General features: G+C 62.0%; 18 protein-coding genes. 10 read left to right on the top strand and 8 right to left on the bottom strand.

Annotated elements, in window-relative coordinates; genetic code table 11:
- Nucleotide 1 precedes the first annotated feature (1 nt).
- The 3 genes from HPQ64_RS08080 to HPQ64_RS08070 all read left to right on the top strand — a co-directional run bounded on the left by HPQ64_RS08080 (nucleotide 2) and on the right by HPQ64_RS08070 (nucleotide 2,926).
- Nucleotides 2–1,159: a M24 family metallopeptidase gene (locus HPQ64_RS08080; protein ID WP_172887843.1), complete on the top strand. Its 1,158-nt coding sequence runs from the start codon at nucleotides 2–4 to the stop codon at nucleotides 1,157–1,159.
- A gap of 50 nt (nucleotides 1,160–1,209) precedes the next feature.
- A complete protein-coding gene (locus HPQ64_RS08075) occupies nucleotides 1,210–1,746 on the top strand; it encodes a hypothetical protein (protein WP_210260129.1) in 537 nt (178 codons plus the stop codon).
- 247 nt (nucleotides 1,747–1,993) lie between these two features.
- Nucleotides 1,994–2,926 carry a ribose-phosphate pyrophosphokinase gene (locus HPQ64_RS08070; protein ID WP_172887842.1) on the top strand — a complete coding sequence of 311 codons (933 nt, stop codon included), beginning with the start codon at nucleotides 1,994–1,996 and terminating at the stop codon, nucleotides 2,924–2,926.
- Between the two features lie 118 nt (nucleotides 2,927–3,044).
- Here HPQ64_RS08070 and HPQ64_RS08065 read toward each other — a convergent pair whose 3' ends face one another.
- Complete coding sequence (locus HPQ64_RS08065; RefSeq protein ID WP_172887841.1) at nucleotides 3,045–4,676, bottom strand: EAL domain-containing protein; 1,632 nt, start codon at nucleotides 4,674–4,676, stop codon at nucleotides 3,045–3,047.
- A gap of 384 nt (nucleotides 4,677–5,060) precedes the next feature.
- Complete coding sequence (locus HPQ64_RS08060; RefSeq protein WP_172887840.1) at nucleotides 5,061–6,098, bottom strand: ABC transporter substrate-binding protein; 1,038 nt, start codon at nucleotides 6,096–6,098, stop codon at nucleotides 5,061–5,063.
- Nucleotides 6,099–6,406: 308 nt separating this feature from the next.
- Here HPQ64_RS08060 and HPQ64_RS08055 point away from each other — a divergent pair, with 308 nt between their 5' ends.
- Genes HPQ64_RS08055 through ychF form a run of 3 tightly spaced genes read left to right on the top strand, consistent with a single transcriptional unit; the run spans nucleotide 6,407 to nucleotide 8,944 of the window.
- Entirely contained in the window at nucleotides 6,407–7,069 is a 663-nt protein-coding gene (locus HPQ64_RS08055) for a 50S ribosomal protein L25/general stress protein Ctc (protein WP_172888566.1), read from the top strand.
- 45 nt (nucleotides 7,070–7,114) lie between these two features.
- Complete coding sequence (gene pth / locus HPQ64_RS08050; protein WP_172887839.1) at nucleotides 7,115–7,843, top strand: aminoacyl-tRNA hydrolase; 729 nt, start codon at nucleotides 7,115–7,117, stop codon at nucleotides 7,841–7,843.
- Nucleotides 7,844–8,944, top strand: coding sequence for a redox-regulated ATPase YchF (gene ychF, locus HPQ64_RS08045; RefSeq protein WP_172887838.1), 1,101 nt, complete (start codon nucleotides 7,844–7,846; stop codon nucleotides 8,942–8,944).
- Here ychF and HPQ64_RS08040 read toward each other — a convergent pair.
- Complete coding sequence (locus tag HPQ64_RS08040) at nucleotides 8,934–9,845, bottom strand: glycosyltransferase family 25 protein (protein ID WP_172887837.1); 912 nt, start codon at nucleotides 9,843–9,845, stop codon at nucleotides 8,934–8,936. The two genes, ychF and HPQ64_RS08040, sit on opposite strands and share 11 nt — an antisense overlap.
- Nucleotides 9,846–9,948: 103 nt before the next feature.
- Nucleotides 9,949–10,977 (bottom strand): methyltransferase, encoded by a 1,029-nt coding sequence (locus HPQ64_RS08035; protein ID WP_172887836.1) that lies wholly within the window; start codon nucleotides 10,975–10,977, stop codon nucleotides 9,949–9,951.
- 256 nt (nucleotides 10,978–11,233) lie between these two features.
- Here HPQ64_RS08035 and HPQ64_RS08030 point away from each other — a divergent pair, with 256 nt between their 5' ends.
- Together HPQ64_RS08030 and HPQ64_RS08025 are read left to right on the top strand one after the other, a co-directional pair.
- Complete coding sequence (locus tag HPQ64_RS08030; RefSeq protein WP_172887835.1) at nucleotides 11,234–11,692, top strand: MaoC family dehydratase; 459 nt, start codon at nucleotides 11,234–11,236, stop codon at nucleotides 11,690–11,692.
- Nucleotides 11,689–12,180: a MaoC family dehydratase gene (locus HPQ64_RS08025; protein WP_172887834.1), complete on the top strand. Its 492-nt coding sequence runs from the start codon at nucleotides 11,689–11,691 to the stop codon at nucleotides 12,178–12,180. Before HPQ64_RS08030 ends, HPQ64_RS08025 begins: the two co-directional genes overlap by 4 nt.
- A gap of 12 nt (nucleotides 12,181–12,192) precedes the next feature.
- Here the strand turns inward: HPQ64_RS08025 and HPQ64_RS08020 are convergent, their stop codons facing one another.
- The 4 genes from HPQ64_RS08020 to HPQ64_RS08005 all read right to left on the bottom strand — a co-directional run bounded on the left by HPQ64_RS08020 (nucleotide 12,193) and on the right by HPQ64_RS08005 (nucleotide 15,091).
- Complete coding sequence (locus tag HPQ64_RS08020) at nucleotides 12,193–12,672, bottom strand: GNAT family N-acetyltransferase (RefSeq protein WP_172887833.1); 480 nt, start codon at nucleotides 12,670–12,672, stop codon at nucleotides 12,193–12,195.
- Nucleotides 12,673–12,721: 49 nt separating this feature from the next.
- A complete protein-coding gene (gene bluB, locus HPQ64_RS08015; RefSeq protein WP_172888565.1) occupies nucleotides 12,722–13,381 on the bottom strand; it encodes a 5,6-dimethylbenzimidazole synthase in 660 nt (219 codons plus the stop codon).
- 127 nt (nucleotides 13,382–13,508) lie between these two features.
- The gene (locus HPQ64_RS08010; RefSeq protein WP_172887832.1) at nucleotides 13,509–14,057 is read right to left on the bottom strand and encodes an adenine phosphoribosyltransferase; all 549 of its coding nucleotides are present in this window, start codon (nucleotides 14,055–14,057) and stop codon (nucleotides 13,509–13,511) included.
- A 158-nt stretch (nucleotides 14,058–14,215) separates the two neighbouring features.
- A complete protein-coding gene (locus HPQ64_RS08005) occupies nucleotides 14,216–15,091 on the bottom strand; it encodes an S-methyl-5'-thioadenosine phosphorylase (RefSeq protein ID WP_172887831.1) in 876 nt (291 codons plus the stop codon).
- Between the two features lie 567 nt (nucleotides 15,092–15,658).
- Between HPQ64_RS08005 and HPQ64_RS08000 the strand changes: the two genes are divergently transcribed.
- The gene (locus HPQ64_RS08000) at nucleotides 15,659–16,114 is read left to right on the top strand and encodes a hypothetical protein (RefSeq protein ID WP_172887830.1); all 456 of its coding nucleotides are present in this window, start codon (nucleotides 15,659–15,661) and stop codon (nucleotides 16,112–16,114) included.
- Nucleotides 16,098–17,939 carry an ABC transporter ATP-binding protein gene (locus HPQ64_RS07995; RefSeq protein ID WP_172887829.1) on the top strand — a complete coding sequence of 614 codons (1,842 nt, stop codon included), beginning with the start codon at nucleotides 16,098–16,100 and terminating at the stop codon, nucleotides 17,937–17,939. The genes HPQ64_RS08000 and HPQ64_RS07995 overlap by 17 nt, the downstream gene beginning before the upstream one ends.
- The last annotated feature ends 51 nt before the right edge of the window (nucleotides 17,940–17,990 follow it).

The raw sequence follows: 17,990 nt of genomic DNA, 5'->3' as shown, positions 1-17,990 counted from the left end.
AATGGCCGTTCATTTCACCAAGGCGGAGTTCGAATCGCGCCTGACCTCACTTTGCGCGCTCATGGCCGACGAGGGCCTGGACGCGATGCTCCTTTTCGCACAGGAAAGCATGTACTGGCTTACGGGCTACGACACTTTCGGCTTCTGCCATTTCCAGTGCATGGTCGTCACGCGGGACGGGCGCACGGTGCTCCTGACCCGCTCCGCCGACCTTCGCCAGGCGCAGCAGACGTCGATCCTGTCCGACATCCGCGTCTGGGTCGACCGTGGCGGAGCATCGCCAACGGAACAGCTGCGCGACCTTCTCTTCGAGATGGACCTGCTGGGAAGCCGCCTCGGCGTGGAATACGACACGCACGGGCTCACGGCGCGGCTCGGCAAGGATCTTGACGAAACGCTTCGCTCCTTTGCCGATCTCGATGATGCCTCCTCGCTGGTGCCGCTCTTGCGCGCGGTCAAGAGCCCGGCGGAAATCGAATACGTCCGCAAGGCGGCGGAACTGGCGGACGATGCCTGGCTCGCCGCGATGGAAGAGATCAAGCCCGATGCCGACGAAGGGCGCATTCTCGCCGCCATGCAGGGCGCGATCTTCGAGGGAGGCGGCGATTATCCCGGCAACGAGTTTATCATCGGCTCCGGCCGCGACGCGCTTTTGTGCCGTTACAAGTCCGGCCGCCGCCGGCTTTCGCAAAACGATCAGCTCACACTCGAATGGGCGGGCGTTTATCGCCGCTACCACGCGGCGTCGATGAAAACCGTCGTCATCGGCAAGCCGACGGCGGAACACGAAAGGCTCTATGCCGCCGCGCTAGATGCGCTGCGGCACGTGGAGAAGAGCCTGAAGCCGGGCCATACCTTCGGCGATCTGTTCGATGCCCATGCGGTCGTGCTGGACAGGCACGGGATGCAGCAACACAGGCTGAACGCCTGCGGCTATTCGCTGGGCGCCCGCTTTTCGCCCAGCTGGATGGACTGGCCCATGGCCTATCACGCCAACTCAGCCGAAATCGTGCCGAACATGACCATTTTCATGCATATGATCCTCGCCGATTCCGCCACCGGCACGGCGATGACGCTCGGGCGGACGTACCTCACCGGCGAGGGCGATCCGGAATGCCTTTCGAAACTGCCCCTCGACCTGCCCGTAAAGGCGGGATAAACGATCATCCGGTAGGGTCCGGAGCTGATTTGGAAAGCGGCGAGACGAGAATGACGTTGAATTCGGCAGGTATTTGCACTCCCAGGCTTCGGCGACGGGCGGCTGCGCTGGCTTGCGTGGCCGCCGCGGCGCTGGTTCTTTCGGCCTGCGCGAACACGACGCCTCCGGGCGAGATCGGCTCGTCCACGCGCGGGCCCGTCATTTCCGACCCGCCGCAGGTGGCGCCGGAAAAGACGTCCTATGCGTTCGAACCTTTCACCGGCGCGCCGGGCAACATCGCCGATTCGCTGGCAAGCGACATCGGCACCGAAGCGCGCGCTCAGGGGCTGACGCTGGTCCGGCGCGTCGGTGCGCCGGCGACCTATCGTGTGAACGGATACCTGTCGGCAACCGGTGACCAGTCCTCGGTAACGCTCTTCTACGTCTTCGACGTCGTCGACAATGCCGGCAACCGGGTTCACCGTATTGTCGGGCAGGAAAGCGCCGAGGGCACATCGGGCGATCCGTGGTCCGGCATCGACGGCGACACGCTGACCCGCACCGCCAAACGTACCGTCGCCGCGCTCAGGGCATGGACCTACCGATAGGTCAAGGCTTCGTAAATCGTGTCCCGGACGCGTCTATCGGATCTTTTCATGCAAAAAATGCACCCGCCCGCGACAGGGCAGGTTGTCGGATGTGTGTGCGGTTGCTAAAACGCCGCCGCCTGCCGGGGTGACAGCCGACGCGCGGGCCCGGCGAAAATCCGGACAACAAACCATAATTGCGTGACCTTTCACGCAGGCGCCGTGGCATCGATACGGCAGCGCGCTTCACGAAAAGGACTTGCGGGACATGAAACTCGTCGCAGGCAACTCCAACCGGGCCCTGGCGGAGCAGATTTCGTCCTATCTCGAGGTGCCGCTGGCAAGCTGCCAGGTGCGTCGCTTCGCCGATCAGGAAATCTTCGTTGAAATTCAGGAAAACGTGCGCGGCGAGGATATTTTCGTCATCCAGTCGACGAGCTATCCGGCCAACGACCACCTTATGGAGCTTCTGATCCTCATCGATGCGTTGCGCCGCTCCTCCGCGCGCCGCATCACCGCGGTGATCCCCTATTTCGGCTACGCCCGGCAGGATCGAAAAGCCGGTGGGCGCACGCCGATCTCCGCCAAGCTGGTGGCCAATCTGATCGCCCATGCCGGCGCCGACCGCGTTCTGACGCTCGATCTGCACGCCGGCCAGATCCAGGGCTTCTTCGACATTCCGACCGACAATCTCTATGCCGCCCCCGTCATGACGCGCGACATCAAGGAGCGTTATTCGACGGAGAACGTCATGGTGGTCTCGCCCGACGTCGGCGGCGTGGTGCGCGCGCGCGCGCTTGCCAAGCGCATCGACGCGCCGCTTTCCATCGTCGACAAGCGCCGCGAGCGTCCGGGCGAGTCCGAGGTCATGAACATCATCGGCGACGTGGTGGGGCGCGACTGCATCCTTTTCGACGATATCGTCGATTCCGGCGGCACGCTGTGCAACGCCGCCGAAGCCCTGCTTGCAAAGGGCGCCAATTCGGTAACGGCCTACATCACTCACGGGGTGCTCTCGGGTGGCGCGGTCGCGCGCGTCACCGCCTCCAAGCTCAAGGAACTGGTGATCACCAATTCGATCGAGCCGACGGCGGCCGTTATTGCCGCGCCCAACATCCGCACCTTGTCGATCGCCCCGTTGATGGGCGAAGCCATCAACCGCACCGCGCTTGAAAAATCTGTATCGAGCCTCTTCAACTGAGCCGCCGGACAATACCGGCAGCCTGAACGCAAACACAAAAAACCCGGCTTCGCATGGAAGCCGGGTTTTGTTTTTGTCGAAGCCTTTCGAGTGCGGAAGCGCTGCTTTGCGCGATGTGCTACCGCCAACCGGACAGCCGCATCGGCGCGCCGGACCGGTCGGGCGCGTTCGGAAGCCTGCCCCCTTCAAGGGCGACGACCTTTCCCGCCAGCGAGGAGCGGTTCACCTGTTCGCGAAACTCGGCCGCCGGAACGGGGCGCGAGATGAGGAAGCCCTGCCCTTCCTGAACGCCCAGCGCCTTGAGAACGGCGACCTGCTCGGTATCCTCGATGCCTTCGGCAACCGTCGTCATGCCGAATTCGCGCGCCACGGTCACCAGCATCTCAACCAGCGTGCGTGTCCGGTGATCGGTCACCACGCCGTCGACGAAGAGCTTGTCGATCTTCACACAGGACGCGCCGAGCGTCTGGATCGCCGAAAGGCCGTTGTGCCCCGTGCCCGCATCGTCGATCGCGACGTGAATGCCCTGCTCGCGCAGTTCCGCCGCAACGGTGCGCGCGCGCGCCATATCCTCGATTTGCTGGCGTTCCGTCACCTCGACCACCAGCCTGGCTCGTGAAAGGCCCGACTGGAGGATAAGCGCGCCGAGGCGCGTCACGAAGCCTTCGCTCAGGAACTGGCGGGGCGTCACATTGAAACTGACCTTCAAAGACGGCCGTTCGGCGATGAGGCCGGCGAGCTGCGGCCCGGCATCGGTGAGGATCGCCTCCATCACGCCGTCGATGAGGCCGGAGTTTTCCGCCAGCGGAATGAACTCCGCCGGGGAAACCATAGTGCCGTCGCGGCGCAGCCAGCGTGCAAGCAGTTCGCAGCCGACGATTTCATTGGAGCCGAGCGAGATAATCGGCTGGAAATACGGCTTGATCTCGCCTGAACGGATCGCGTTCTTCAGGTCGCCAGCAAGCGACGGCGGGCGCGAAAGCAGCTTGCCGATGAGCGATCCGACAATGATCGCGCCGATGATCGCCGCAATATCGACGAACAAGGGCCTCTCGCGGTTCCAGCCCGAAGTCGCGTTTCGGTTCACCCGCAACAGCGACGTCAGCGGATACCTGGCGGAGGCAGCCCGATATCGCTCGACCACATCCTCGTCCGCAAGCCTGCCGGTGCTCGGTTCGTAACTCGCAACGACGGTGCTCGCGCCCAGGTCGATCCGCATGTCCGCGAAGTCGCGCACGGCGGCCGGCAGGATATCGAACAGCAGCGCATCGGTGCTGACGATGGCGATCGCTTCGCTATCCTGCGCCAGCGTCCAGACCACGCCAAGCACGGGATGGCCTGAATTGTCCGTCATGGAAAACAGGCTGATCTGCGCGTTACGCGCGCCGTAACGCGGCTTGTTCGCCACGGCCGTTTCCAGCATCAGGTCGCTTTCGGCGAATGCGCGGCAGGCCTTGCCGCCGGTCATGATGAAAATGTCCTTGATCGCGCTGGAGGCGAAGACCGTGTCCCGGATGGCCGCCTCGCCCTCCGCAGTGCAGGCGAGTTCGCCGGCCGCCGACAGCTCGCTCATGGCGATCACGGCAAGATCGATGGCGAGGTCCATGCGCGTGGCCGCCCGCGCGGCGAACTCCTCGAACTGTTTTTCGTTCCAGGAATTGACGAAGGTGCGATGGATCGCCTGCGCCGCGGCCAATAAAACCGCCGCGCTCAGCAAGATCGACAGCCCGTAAAGCAATATTCGTTTCATTACGCATACCAGGTATCTGACGCGCCAGAAGCCTGTGAACACAGGCACGCATTTGAATTTCTCAAGCACATAATCAGGACAGAAGGTTTATCGGCTATCACCAAATGGGAACCGCCGCGCGGCCCGGAGTGCGGAGTCCGTATTGCCGCCAGAACCCGCGTCGCACCGGATTTCCGCGCATCGCGACAACTTACGTTGCGTATTTCTAGGCCGCAGTGCCCCGACGCACCCTGACAAGGCAGGTTTTCGGGCCAAAAAGCATCTGCGGAGCGTGTTTCGGCACGTTTTCACGATTGATCACGTCGCCGTGATATCGAAGCCGCCAAATCGGAAAAGCGGGAGCGGCGAACCAATCGGGCTCGCCGCTCCCATTTATTTGCGCACTCAGTAGGTTTTAACGAAACTTGCGTCGACAAGCTTTTCGACCGTAACGCTTTCGGACACCAACCCTTCCGACTTGAACCAGTCGAGCTGGTCCTTAACGCTCGTCAGGTTGAGCGCCGCCCCTTCGTTGATCCGCATCGCACCATTACGGATCGACGGCGCCGCCTTCTCGTACGGCCTGTCGGTGTAGACGTACTTGTGGATGAGCTTGACCATATCCTCGGCTGCTTCATCCCCGGCGGACTTGTCGACGAGGGCCGCGTTGAAATCCGCCGCGCCCTTGGCGAATGCCGCCAGGAAACGTTTGGTCAGTTCGGGCTTTTCCGTCGCGTTTTCGGTGGAGGTGAAGACGGTCGTCACCTGATAGTTCGGGATATAGTCGGCAACCATGCCGATCGCCTCGACCTCCTCGCCACCGGCAAGCGGCTTTGCGATATGGGGCACGATGGTCCAGGCGTCGATCTGTCCGCTCTTCAGCGCACCGATGATCGCCCCCACCTTCTGCAGCGGCTTGAGGGAAATCTCGGAACGCGCAAATCCTTCCTTGTCGGCGATCTTATGCGCCATGTAATGGAAGGACGATCCCGACTGGGTGATGCCGAAGCTGCGGCCCTTGAGGTCGGCCGGCGTTTTCACGCCTTCGTCATAGGCTTTCCTGGAGACGAGGATCATCTGGCCGTCGATGCCTTGCTCCTCGCTCAGCGCGCCGCCGATAACCTTGATCGCACCCTTGTCGGCTATATTGATGAGCCCGCCGGAAATTGCGGTCACGCCGAAATCGACATCGCCGGAGGCGATCGCCACCGCCATTGGCTGGGCGGCCTGGAAGAACTTGAACTCCACGTCCAGGCCTTCCTCGACGAAATAGCCACGCTCATAGGCCACGAAGCTCGGCGCGTGGGAGGTAAAGCGCAGCGCGCCGACGGTGATCTTGTCGGCGGCGAAGGACGGCGCAACGGCGGCGAAGGAGACCGCGAGCGCCAGGGCGCCGGCGGCAGCGGATTTCAGCAGGGAGCGTCTGTTGATCCGGGCAAGCATGAAATTCCTCCCGATTGTTACATGACCTTTGGAGAACGGGTATCCGGCGAATGCGGACGCGGTGCGCGGATTGTCGTCCGGCAGGTTCCGATACCGGAACGTGACCGGCGGAACGCGCAGTGTCAATTCCCGGCACGCTTGCCATTTGGCCCGGCGCGCTTGCCCTTTGGAAGGTCTTCGGCTATAGCATCGCGCGCGTATCTGCACCCCTGGAGGAGATACGCAAAAGGCGGGCGAAGGGCGGGCGGATCATGTCGCCTTCCGGTTTTCGCACCGTTTTCTACATCACAACCCGAAGGAGTTACGCCATGGCTGAAGGCTATGAGCTCAAGGCTTCGCCGCGGGATCGTGTGGGCAAGGGGGCCGCTCGTGCGCTGCGTCGCGAAGGCCTGATCCCTGCCGTGATCTACGGCGACAAGAAACCGGCCCTGCCGATCGCGATTCCGTTGAAGGAAACGACGCTTGTGCTGCACAAGGGCGGTTTCATGACGAATCTCGCGACGATCGACGTCGACGGCGAGAAGCACCGCGTCATCGCGAAGGACTACCAGCTTCATCCGGTCCGCGACGATCTGATCCACGTGGATTTCCTGCGCGTGTCCAAGGGCGCGAAGCTGACCGTGGAAATCCCGGTCCACTTCCTCAATGAAGAGACCTCGCCCGGCCTGAAGCGCGGCGGCGTGCTGAACGTCGTGCGCCATACGGTCGAAATGACCGTTCCGGCCGACGCCATTCCGGATGCGCTGGAGCTTGACCTCGCGAAGGCCGACCTTGGCGATTCCCTTCACATTTCGGCCGTTGCGCTGCCTGAGGGCTGCGAGCTGACGATCACCGACCGCGATTTCACCATCGCGACGATCGCCGCTCCCGCCGGCTTGAAGGAAGAGGAAGAGGGCGAGGAAGCCGAGGCGGAAGCCGCGGAAGCCGAAGCCGAGGCGGAAGCCGAAGAAGGCGAAGGCGAGGAAGAGTAAGCCTCCTCCTCCGCGGTCCGCTCGCGATATCGAGAAAGGGATCCCATGCGGCTCATCGTCGGCCTTGGCAATCCCGGCCCGAAATACGAGCGCAATCGCCACAATGTCGGATTCATGGCGGCGGACGCGATACACCGCCGCCATGCCGCTTTCGGTCCCTGGCGCGCCCGCTTCCAGTCGGAAGTCTGCGAAGGCGTGCTCGGCGGCGAAAAGACGCTTCTCATGAAGCCTCAGACCTATATGAACGAATCCGGCCGCGCGGTGGGCGAGGCGGTTCGTTTCTTCAAGCTTTCTCCCGAAGACGTCTGCGTGCTCTACGACGAGCTTGACCTTGCTCCCGGCAAGACGCGCATGAAGCAGGGCGGCGGCCACGGCGGGCATAACGGCCTGCGCTCGATATCCGCCCATATCGGGACGGACTATCGCCGGCTTCGCATCGGCATTGGCCATCCGGGCCGCAAGGAGCTGGTGACGCACTGGGTTCTCGGCGATTTCGCAAAGGCCGACCGCGACTGGCTGGAGCCCCTGCTCGACGCCATCGCCGCCGAAGCCCCGCTTCTGGCGGAAGGCAAGGATTCGCAATTCGCCAACCGGATTCATCTGGCGACAGCGCCGGAAAAACCGGCGAAGCCGAAGGCGGATCGCAAGGCAAAACCGGATGCGCCAGCGCAGACAGAAAGCGATGCGCCACCGGCAACGCCCGGCCAAGGCAGTAAAAAAGGCCCGCTCGCCGAAGGGCTGAAGCGGCTGTTTGGTTCAAAAGGATCGGAATAAATGGGATTTCAGTGCGGCATCGTCGGCCTGCCGAACGTCGGCAAGTCCACGCTTTTCAACGCGCTCACGAGAACGGCCGCCGCGCAGGCGGCGAATTTTCCGTTCTGCACGATCGAGCCGAACACCGGCGACGTCGCCGTTCCCGATCCTCGCCTTGAGAAGATCGCCGAGATCGCGAAGAGCGCCAACATCGTGCCCACCCGCCTGACCTTCGTCGACATCGCCGGCCTCGTGCGCGGTGCCTCCAAGGGCGAAGGCCTCGGCAACCAGTTTCTCGCCAATATCCGCGAGGTCGACGCCATCGCCCATGTGCTTCGCTGTTTCGAGGATGAGGACATCACCCACGTCGACGGCAAGATCGACCCGATCGCCGATGCCGAGACGGTGGAGACGGAACTCATGGTCGCCGATATGGAAAGCCTGGAGCGCCGCATCGTTCCCCTGCGCAAGAAGGCGACCGGCGGCGACAAGGACGCAAAGACCGTCCTGCCGATCATGGAGGCCGCGCTCGAGCTTCTTCAGAACGGCAAGCCGGTGCGTTATCTGGAGCTCTCCTCGCCGGAGGAAAGGCGCATCCTCAAGGAGTTGAACCTTCTCACATCCAAGCCCATCCTCTACGTGTGCAACGTCGATGAAGGCTCGGCTGCGAACGGCAACGAATTCTCCGCCCGCGTTGCCGAAAAGGCCGCCGCCGAAGGGGCCGCCTGCGTGGTGATTTCAGCGGCGATCGAGGCGGAAATTGCCCAGCTCGACGAAGCCGAGCAGAAGGATTATCTGGCGGAGATGGGCCTTGAGGAGCCCGGCCTCGACCGGATGATCCGCGCCGGATACGAGCTTTTGGGCCTGATCACCTATTTCACCTGCGGCCCGAAGGAAGCGCGCGCATGGACCGTGCGGGAGGGAACCAAGGCCCCCCAGGCCGCCGGCGTCATCCACACCGATTTCGAGAAGGGCTTCATTCGCGCCCAGACGATCGGCTTTGACGACTACGTCACGCTCGGCGGCGAAACAGCGGCCAAGGAAGCCGGCAAGGCACGCGACGAGGGCAAGGAGTACGTCGTCAGGGACGGCGACGTCATGCATTTCAAGTTCAACCGCTAATATGCGTTGACTCCGGGGCGTTTCGCGATCTGCCGGCTGTTTCAGCCCGATGGGGAAGCGCTTCGGAAGAAGCTGCGTTCTCGTACGCTGAGTCGAAAGGCACGACCATCTCGCGCGAAGTGAGCGCGACGAATATATTGCGCGGCAGACGGCGGACGATACGCGCAATATCGCCTAGCTCATAGATCAGTTTCCTGGGCAGCGATGCCGAACTCCGCCCGGTCTTGTACACCTCGCGAGCATCGGACTGCAATTTCCTGTCGGTGACGATGTCGCTTTCGTGCGCAAACTTTCGCGGATAAAGAAACTGAAGTTGCGAGACCGGCGCCGGGAGCACCTGAAAGACCCGAAGCGGGCCTTTGCCGTCATGAAGCCATGGATCATAAAGCAGGATGTCGATGTTGTTGATCGGCCGGCAGTATCCGCCAAGCAGCCTTTCCGCACCCCGCCTCGTAACGATATACCCGCCGGTGCCGTAGGCCCTCTTGCGTAATCTGCCAATCGAAAACCCTTTGATTCCGGAGGGTCGAATGCCTGTCAGTCGCGTTTGCCGCAGGGCTGTCTCAAGACGAATGATCTCCGCGTCCGGCGCAAGCCAGGAATCATCCTCCAACAAGTGCTTCAGGCGGGTGGAGATGGCGAGGTCGTCTTCAAAAACGGCGACTGCATTCTCATTGGACGCCAACAACCATTTCCATATGGCAACATGGCTCAGGAAACATCCGATCTGGCTAGGGCCAAGGTTCGTCTTATCGAACAGCGAACGCTCTTCGCGCGAAAGCGAATTTCCGTCCTTCGCAGGCCAGCGCAAAGCGGAAATGCCGGCCGCGGCAAATTGCCGGCTCATGCGGTCCAGCCGATCCCTGCGCCGGTCGAGATTGATAAAGAACGCCTTGATCAAGACACACCCGCAAGCCGAATTCTTGAAAGTTCGGTTGACTTTGCATTGTTTTTTTAAAAACGGCCACCGGTAGTTACAGCCAGAGCCCCTTTCGGCCCCGCAGTCATCCGGCAGGCGGCTTCACTCCATGCACCATCGTCGTCATGCCGGGGATCATCTCGGCGACCTCGATATCCCTAAAGCCTGCCGCCTCCATCAGCGCGCGCACCCAGCCGCTGGTGACAGATCGGGCTTCCGGGTTGAAGGCGACATGCTGAAGCTGCCAGAGCGCGGCAAGCTTAGGCCCGGTGCGGTCGTCCTCCACCATGAAATCATGAACGATGAAATGCCCGCCGGGCGCTAGGTGGTCCATCGCCGCGCGCACGAGACCGGGGATCGCCTCGCCCGGCACGCCGGACAGCAGGTAGGACATCAGGATCACGTCGCGGTCCTTCGGCCATTCGCTTTCCAGTGCATTTCCCGCCCTGAACTCGATCCGCTCCGAAAGGCCCGCCTTTTCAACGAAGCCGCGCCCAACGTCGATCACATTCGGAAAATCCAGCACCGTGGACCTCAGTTCGGGATAGGCCTTGCAGAGCGATATCGAGAAAGCACCGGTGCCCCCTCCGACGTCCAGCAGGGTCTTCGCGCTTGAAAGGTCGATCATCTTGGCAAGCGAGCGCCCGGGGCCGAGCGATCCGGAATGCTGGGATTGCGAATAAAGCCGCGCTTCCTCCGGGTCGGAAAACCAGTCTGCGTAGGACGAGATCTGATCGGGCTCCAGTTCGCCGGTCAGCGCCTCTTCAAGCTGCGTCAGGAACGGGTACATCTGCTTGTCGATCTGGAAGCGCAGGTAGTCCCCGAAATCATACTTTCTACCTCTTACGAGGAAGGCATCGGCCGCCGGCGCGTTCTCGTAAGTCTTGCCCTTGCGCACCACGAGGCCGAGCGTCGTTAGCGCCGTCAAAAGAGTTGTCGCGCGATCGGGATCGAGGCCCGTCCGCTCCGCGACAACTTCCGCCGTCGCGGTATCGCCAGCCAGCGCCGAAAACAGATCCACATGGAGAGCGGTAAAAAGAGCCTTCGATCCCATGAAGCCGAAGGCAATATCGGAGATCTGTTCCGCGGACTCCAGGGGTTTCGGCAAAGACATTACAAAGACACTCCTCGGGTTATTGGCGCATGCATGCGCATTTACCGTCGTTGTTGGTCAGCGTCGGCCTGATCGTTTTCTTCTCGGGATGAGCGCGATAATAACGAGCCCGCCTCGATATGCAAATTTCTACGTTTGATAAACGTCGATCTTCGAAACATGAAATTGACGTTGTTTGAATTGCAAGCCTCATGACCTTGCGTTGTTCGAAAGCACAGGCTCGACAGGCCGGCGATTTCGTGTAAAAGCACGCGCCATGACGGCTTTTCGCACTTTCGAAGACTTCCGTGAGGGCGAGGAAATCGACCTCGGAACGAAACTGGTGACGGCGGATGAAATCATCGCCTTCGCCGGGGAATTCGATCCCCAGCCCTTCCATCTGGACGAGGCCGCCGGCAAGGCGTCCATGCTTGGCGGGCTGGCCGCGTCCGGCTGGCACACCATCGCCATGCTGATGCGTCTTCTGTGCGACAATCTCCTGCTTGCCTCCACCTGCATGGGCTCCCCCGGCGTCGACAAGGTTGTGTGGAAACGCCCCGTGCTTGCGGGCGATGAGCTTCATGCCACGGCGAAGGTGCTCGGCACGCGCGAATTGAAATCGAAGCCCGGACTCGGCGTCGTGCGCTTTGTCTTCACGGTCTCCAATCAGCGCGGCGAAATGGTGATGACCCAGGAAAACGCGATCCTGTTCGGGCGCGAGGAGGCTGCTGCATGACAACGCCGGAGCTGAACGCCATTGGCCAGCGTCACGAGCTTGGCAGCTACACTTTCACGCCCGTAAACATCGTGAAATTCGCTCGCCAGTTCGACCCGCAGCGCTTTCACCTGTCCGATGAGGAAGCGGCGAAGACCCACTTCGGCAGGCTTTGCGCTTCCGGCTGGCATACCGCGTCTGTGTGGATGAAGCTGATGATCGCTTACCGAGCGCGAGTGGCGGACCAGGCGAAAGCCGCGGGCGAAACAGTCTCTCAGCTCGGCCCCTCTCCGGGCTTTGAAGACCTCAAGTGGATACGCCCCGTCTTCGCGGGCGACACCGTCACCTATTACACGACCGCCGTGGAAGCGCGGCCCAGCCGCTCCAGGCCGGGCTGGGTCATTCTTTTCACCGAGAACGAGGGCATAAACCAGCACGGCGAGCCGGTGTTCTCCTTCAAGGGCCGGGTGTTCGTGGAAATGGAACCCGAAGCGGATACCATATCCTGAGGGCTGCGCCCCTCAGATTTTCCGGGCGAAAAGCACTTCGTCGTGGATCGGGATGCCGTATTCGCCGGTCATCGGGATTTCCGGCTTCATCTTCCGTTCCTCGTCGATCACGCCCGGGTTCACCCCTTCCAGGCGAAAACCGCGGCGCTGGTAGAAGCGGAATGCGTCGAGATTGTCGTTCGACGTTCTGACGGTAATCCGCTGGATGCCGTGCTCCACCGCATCGCCGATCACGGCATTCAGAAGAAGCGTGCCTGTCCCGCTCTGGCCTTTGAGCGAATCGAGCGTCAGGATCTCCCATTCCTCGTCCCGCTTGATGACCGTCACCAGCCCCACCATTTCGCCATTTTCCTCGGCGATGAAGCCCGGCAGTCTCGACGCGTCGACCATCTTTCCGTCAAGCAGTTGCAGCGGGCTCGTCCAGCGTCTGGTCAGAAGGTCGACCACCTTGTCGTGGTCTGCCTCTTCGATAGCCCGAATTTCAGCGCTCATGCGCACCCCCGTTTCGCCGTCCGGCTTCAGCCGAAAAATGCCGGTACGGCTATCGTTTGACAATCCGTTCCTTCAGGCCCTGCCGGTCCTGCCAGCCAGCGCGTTCCAGTTCCGGGTCGAGATGCTCCTCTTCCGGCAGCCCGAGACAAAGATACGCGATCAGGCGCCATTCGGAAGGCACATTCAGCGATTTTGTTACAACCTCCGGTTCAAGGATCGAAACCCAGCCAAGGCCAAGGCCATACGCGCGCGCGGCAAGCCAGAGCGTGTGGATCGCGCAGACGACGGAATAGGCAAGCGTCTCGGGCATCGTCCTGCGGCCGAGCCCGGCGCCCTGCTCCGTCGCCTCATCGCAGAAAACGGCGATCTGAACCGGCGCGACATCGAGACCCGAAAGTTTCAGCCGCGCGTAGGTCGCGGCCCGCTCGCCGGAAAGGTCGGCCAGCGCGTCGGCGTTCGCCCTCAGGAAGCTCTCGCGTACCCATGCGCGAGCTTCCGCGCTTTCCACCAGCACGAAGCGCCATGGCTGACTGTTGCCGACGGACGGGGCGGTATGCGCCTTCGCCAGAAGCTCTTCCACAAGGGCTGGCGCAATCGCGTCGGGCAGGAACCGGCGCACGTCCCGGCGCCAGGCCAGCAGTGCGCCGAACTCATCGTGAAAGCCAGCGTCGAACCGGCGGCCGCACTCCCGATCTGTATCCGGCGCCATCGTCACGCGTCTTTCCGTTACAGCATATTTCGCCAAATCTGATTCGATTTCGGCGAAATATGCTCAAGATATTGATCCTGAAGCGATTTCTTATCGATCAGGTTTTTCAACCCGATCGGAAAGCGCTTTAGTGGCCGGGGAATTCCACGAGCGTGCGCACCGGAACGTCGAGCGCTTCCAGCTTCTTGCGCCCGCCAAGGTCCGGCAGGTCGATGATGAAGCAGGCGGCAACGACCTCGGCCCCCATCTGCCTGAGGAGCTTGCTCGCCCCTTCCGCCGTGCCGCCGGTCGCGATCAGGTCGTCGACGAGGATCACCTTGTCGCCAGGTTTGATCGCGTCCTTGTGCATTTCCATCTCGTCGAGGCCGTATTCCAGCGAATAGGCGATGCGGACGGTCTCATGCGGCAGCTTGCCCTTCTTGCGGATCGGCACGAAACCGGCGGAAAGCTGGTGCGCCACCGCCCCGCCCAGAATGAAGCCGCGCGCCTCAATGCCGGCGACCTGGTCGATCTTGGAGCCCGCCCACGGCTGGACGAGCGCATCGACCGCGCGGCGGAACGCGCGGGCATCGCCCAGCAGCGTCGTGATATCGCGAAACAGGATGCCCTCTTTCGGATAGTCGGGAATCGTGCGGATCGATTTGATGAGTTCGTCGGAAACTGTGTCCGCACCCATGGGAGCGCCTCGCATTCTGTTCGTAATCGTGTTCGACTTCGCAGCACTTGCGCCCGGCAACGCGCGCATGAGCGGCTGCCGGTCGAATTTCGCAAACCAGCTTACTTACACGGGGATGAGCCTTCCATGGAAGACAGGAAACGACAGTGTGAAGCTGCTTATTTGCTCAAAACCCGCCCCGCAACGGCGTCCAGCTTCGCCAAAAGCGCGGGATCGCGCGCTTCCGGGGCGGTCAGGATCGCATAGTCGAGCGCGGTGTCGGAGCCGATCGGACAAGCCTCGTGCTCACGCGGGATATCGCGGGCAAGCCTTGCGACGAGGCGTTGCGCATTCTCCGCGTTTTCGTGCAGCACCTTGATGATCGCCTGGATATCGACTTCGCCGTGGTCGGGATGCCAGCTGTCGTAATCGGTCACCATGGCAACCGTCGAGTAGCAGATCTCCGCCTCGCGGGCGAGCTTGGCCTCGGGCATGTTCGTCATGCCGATCACGTCGCAGCCCCAGGCGCGGTAGAGGTGGCTTTCGGCAAGTGAAGAGAACTGCGGGCCTTCCATCGCAAGATAGGTTCCCCCGCGCCGGAAGGTCAGGTCTTCCGCCTTCGCCGCCGCCTCCACGTGGTCGATGAGGCGCGGGCTTACCGGATAAGCCATAGAGACATGGGCCACGCAGCCCTTCCCGAAGAAGCTTTTCGGCCGCGCGAAAGTGCGGTCGATGAACTGCTCCACCAGCACGAAGGTGCCGGGCGCATATTCCTCCTTCAGCGAGCCGCAGGCCGATACCGATATGAGGTCGGTTACCCCGCAGCGCTTCATGGCGTCGATATTGGCGCGGTAGTTGATGTCGGAAGGGGCATATATGTGCCCGCGGCCGTGGCGCGGCAGGAAGCAGATTTTCAGGCCGTTTATGGTGCCGATGCGAATTTCGTCCGACGGTTCGCCCCAGGGGCTTTCCATCTTCGTCCAGGCCGCTCCTTCCAGCCCTGGCAGATCGTAAATGCCCGATCCGCCGATCACGCCCAGCACGGTTTCAGCCATCGTCACGCTCCTGCAGAAAATCTCTTCCAGCTACATGCCACAGCCGCCGTTGCTTGCCAAATCGGCTCGGATAACCATCAGCCCTGTTGCCTGCCTGCAACAGCCGCGTCGGATCGTCGCAGAAAACTTTCCCCTGGGGCTGGTTATTCGCGAAAAGCTGTGTATCTTGCGTGCTCCTTAGCTGGGCCGTGCCGTTTCCTGTCGATGAAGGCACATTCCGCCGCAGCGTCTTTTCAACCGATGGCATCAGCCTTTAACGGAGGGATCGCATGACAGCCAAGTTCGCGCTTTCGATCAGCGTCGCTCCGTTCGGCATCCGCCGTTATCCCGGCGTGTCATCGGCATCGACGCCGCGTCGCTCATGGAGCTGCATCGCAGCTTCCTGACGGCCCGCCGCCCGCTTCCCGGGCATTTTCCTTCCAACTGATCCAGACTAACGGCCAACGGCCAATCCGTGCGGAATCGCCTTCGGGCGTCCGGCGTGCGGATCGGTAAGCGACTCCGTTTCGCTTTCCGTTTCCCGCTGGCTCCTCATTTCCTGTTCTTCCCTAACGGGAGCGCATTGCCATGTTCATGAAACTGCCGTCGGAGCTTGAATTCCGGCACGACCTGCCGGATGTCGACATCCGGCACCTTCGCGATCTGCAGCCTTTGGAGCCGCGGGAAAAGCGCCTGAAAAGGGTTGTCGCCCTCGCCGGGACGAGCATCCTTGCGGTTACCTTCATCGCGCTGTTGATCTTCGCGCCCGTTCTCCTTTCGGAGATGGCCCGGGTCGATGAGTTCGTCACCGCTGCCGGCGCCGAGACGGCCTCCGTCTTCGTCGACCGGTTGGCCGGGCTCTTTATTGGCGCGTTGGTGATCGCGGTTGCGATCGTGAGCTTCGGGCTTACGTTTCTGGTCTCCCCGTTCGAGCCGCGTTTCCTGAGTTCGCTCGACTACGCGGACATCGAAGGGCTTGAAGATGAGGCGGAAAGGAAGGCAAGCCGCCTTCTGCGGAGAATGCACGATGTTCGATCGCTTTGAGCGTTTGATCGATCCCTTCAGGGCGGAAGGGATCGAGGGGCCGCCGCCCGATACGCTGGTCAGGTTCTGCTGGTACTATACCAGGCCGATCTGGCCCGTGCTGGCGGCGGTCGGCGTCCTCGGCGCATTGATCGCGGTGTTCGAGGTGATGGTGTTTTCCTTCCTCGGCGACCTCGTGAACTGGCTGTCTTCGGCCAATCGCGACACCTTCTTCGCCGACAACTGGCCCCGCCTTTTGTGGATGGCGACGGTCATACTCGTCATCCTGCCCGCGGTAAACGCCTTGTGGGAGTCGCTCTTCCATCAAGGCGTTCTCGGCAATTACCCGATGAGCGTGCGCTGGCGCGTGCATCGCTATCTGCTGCGCCAGAGCATCGGCTTTTACCAGAACGATTTCGCCGGCCGCATCGCCAACAAGGTGATGCAGACCGCGCTCGCCGTACGCGAGGTCGTCACCCGCATCGTCGATATCCTCGTCTACATTTCCGTCTATTTCGTCTCGGCGCTTCTTCTGATCGGGGAGGCAAGCCTTGAGCTTGCGGCACCGCTCATCCTCTGGCTCTTCGCTTATCTCGGCGTGATCTGGTTTTTCGTTCCGAAGCTCAAGGACGCCTCGCGCGATCAGGCGGATGCCCGTGCGCTGATGACCGGCCATGTCGTCGATGCCTACACCAATATCTCCACGGTAAAGCTCTTCTCCCATACCGAGCGGGAGGAGAATTACGCGAAGAACTCCATGAGCGCGTTCCTGCGCACGGTCTTTCGCCAGATGCGGCTCGTTACGGCGCTGAACATCTCGCTCAACGGCATCAACACGCTGCTGCTTTTTTCCGTCGGCACATTGTCGATCTTCCTGTGGCGGTCGAGCGCCGTCGGCACGGGCGACATCGCGGTCGCGGTCGCCCTCGTGCTGCGGCTCCAGGGCATGTCGCAGTGGATTCTCTGGGAGGTTTCGGGCCTTTTCGAAAATGTCGGCACGGTGCAGGACGGTATCACCACGATTTCGCGCGAGCGCGAAGTGGTGGACCGGGCGGGCGCAAAGCCACTCGTCGTCCAGGACGGCGCGATCCGCTTCGAGAATATCCGCTTTCATTACGGCAAGGCGTCCGGCGTGATCGAGGATCTGACGCTCGATATCGAACCCGGCGAAAAAATCGGCCTCATAGGCCGTTCGGGTGCCGGCAAGTCGACGCTGGTAAACCTGCTTTTGCGCTTTTACGACCTTGAGGGCGGGCGCATCCTCGTCGACGGTCAGGATATCTCGGCCATAACTCAGGAATCGCTTCGCGCGCAGGTCGGCGTTGTCACGCAGGACACCTCGCTCCTGCACCGCTCGGTGCTCGAAAACATCGTCTACGGACGCCCCGATGCCGGGCGCGAAGAGGCGTGGGAGGCGGCAAGGCGCGCCCATGCGGAGCGTTTCATCAAGGGGCTCGAGGACCTTGAGGGACGGACCGGCATGGACGCCCATGTGGGCGAGCGCGGGGTCAAGCTTTCCGGCGGCCAGCGGCAACGGATCGCGATCGCCCGCGTTCTCCTCAAGGATGCGCCGATCCTTGTCCTGGATGAAGCGACCTCGGCGCTTGATTCGGAGATCGAGGCCGCGATCCAGGAAAGCCTGACGGAACTCATGGAAGGCAAGACGGTGATCGCCATCGCCCATCGGCTGTCGACGATCGCGGCGATGGACCGGCTCGTGGTCATGGACCGGGGCCGGATCGTGGAAGAAGGCACGCACGGGGATCTACTGGCCCGCGGCGGGCTTTACGCGGACCTGTGGAAGCGCCAGTCCGGCGGCTTCATCGACAGTGCGGCGGTCGCCTGACACCGCCGCCCGCATTGCCGGAAGCAACCGCATTTGCGCACGTAACGCGAA

Origin of the sequence: Hongsoonwoonella zoysiae (genome assembly GCF_013266695.1) — a bacterium.
Classification (GTDB): Bacteria; Pseudomonadota; Alphaproteobacteria; order Rhizobiales; family Stappiaceae; genus Hongsoonwoonella; species Hongsoonwoonella zoysiae.
This window is presented reverse-complemented; position numbering and strand designations above follow the sequence as displayed.

What these genes read in the sequence shown, in the direction of transcription:
- HPQ64_RS08080 (WP_172887843.1), top strand. Translation starts at nt 2, where the DNA reads ATGGCCGTTCATTTCACCAAGGCGGAGTTCGAATCGCGCCTGACCTCA.
- HPQ64_RS08075 (WP_210260129.1), top strand. Translation starts at nt 1,210, where the DNA reads ATGACGTTGAATTCGGCAGGTATTTGCACTCCCAGGCTTCGGCGACGG.
- HPQ64_RS08070 (WP_172887842.1), top strand. Translation starts at nt 1,994, where the DNA reads ATGAAACTCGTCGCAGGCAACTCCAACCGGGCCCTGGCGGAGCAGATT.
- HPQ64_RS08065 (WP_172887841.1), bottom strand. Translation starts at nt 4,676, where the DNA reads ATGAAACGAATATTGCTTTACGGGCTGTCGATCTTGCTGAGCGCGGCG.
- HPQ64_RS08060 (WP_172887840.1), bottom strand. Translation starts at nt 6,098, where the DNA reads ATGCTTGCCCGGATCAACAGACGCTCCCTGCTGAAATCCGCTGCCGCC.
- HPQ64_RS08055 (WP_172888566.1), top strand. Translation starts at nt 6,407, where the DNA reads ATGGCTGAAGGCTATGAGCTCAAGGCTTCGCCGCGGGATCGTGTGGGC.
- pth (WP_172887839.1), top strand. Translation starts at nt 7,115, where the DNA reads ATGCGGCTCATCGTCGGCCTTGGCAATCCCGGCCCGAAATACGAGCGC.
- ychF (WP_172887838.1), top strand. Translation starts at nt 7,844, where the DNA reads ATGGGATTTCAGTGCGGCATCGTCGGCCTGCCGAACGTCGGCAAGTCC.
- HPQ64_RS08035 (WP_172887836.1), bottom strand. Translation starts at nt 10,977, where the DNA reads ATGTCTTTGCCGAAACCCCTGGAGTCCGCGGAACAGATCTCCGATATT.
- HPQ64_RS08030 (WP_172887835.1), top strand. Translation starts at nt 11,234, where the DNA reads ATGACGGCTTTTCGCACTTTCGAAGACTTCCGTGAGGGCGAGGAAATC.
- HPQ64_RS08025 (WP_172887834.1), top strand. Translation starts at nt 11,689, where the DNA reads ATGACAACGCCGGAGCTGAACGCCATTGGCCAGCGTCACGAGCTTGGC.
- HPQ64_RS08020 (WP_172887833.1), bottom strand. Translation starts at nt 12,672, where the DNA reads ATGAGCGCTGAAATTCGGGCTATCGAAGAGGCAGACCACGACAAGGTG.
- bluB (WP_172888565.1), bottom strand. Translation starts at nt 13,381, where the DNA reads ATGGCGCCGGATACAGATCGGGAGTGCGGCCGCCGGTTCGACGCTGGC.
- HPQ64_RS08010 (WP_172887832.1), bottom strand. Translation starts at nt 14,057, where the DNA reads ATGGGTGCGGACACAGTTTCCGACGAACTCATCAAATCGATCCGCACG.
- HPQ64_RS08005 (WP_172887831.1), bottom strand. Translation starts at nt 15,091, where the DNA reads ATGGCTGAAACCGTGCTGGGCGTGATCGGCGGATCGGGCATTTACGAT.
- HPQ64_RS08000 (WP_172887830.1), top strand. Translation starts at nt 15,659, where the DNA reads ATGTTCATGAAACTGCCGTCGGAGCTTGAATTCCGGCACGACCTGCCG.
- HPQ64_RS07995 (WP_172887829.1), top strand. Translation starts at nt 16,098, where the DNA reads ATGTTCGATCGCTTTGAGCGTTTGATCGATCCCTTCAGGGCGGAAGGG.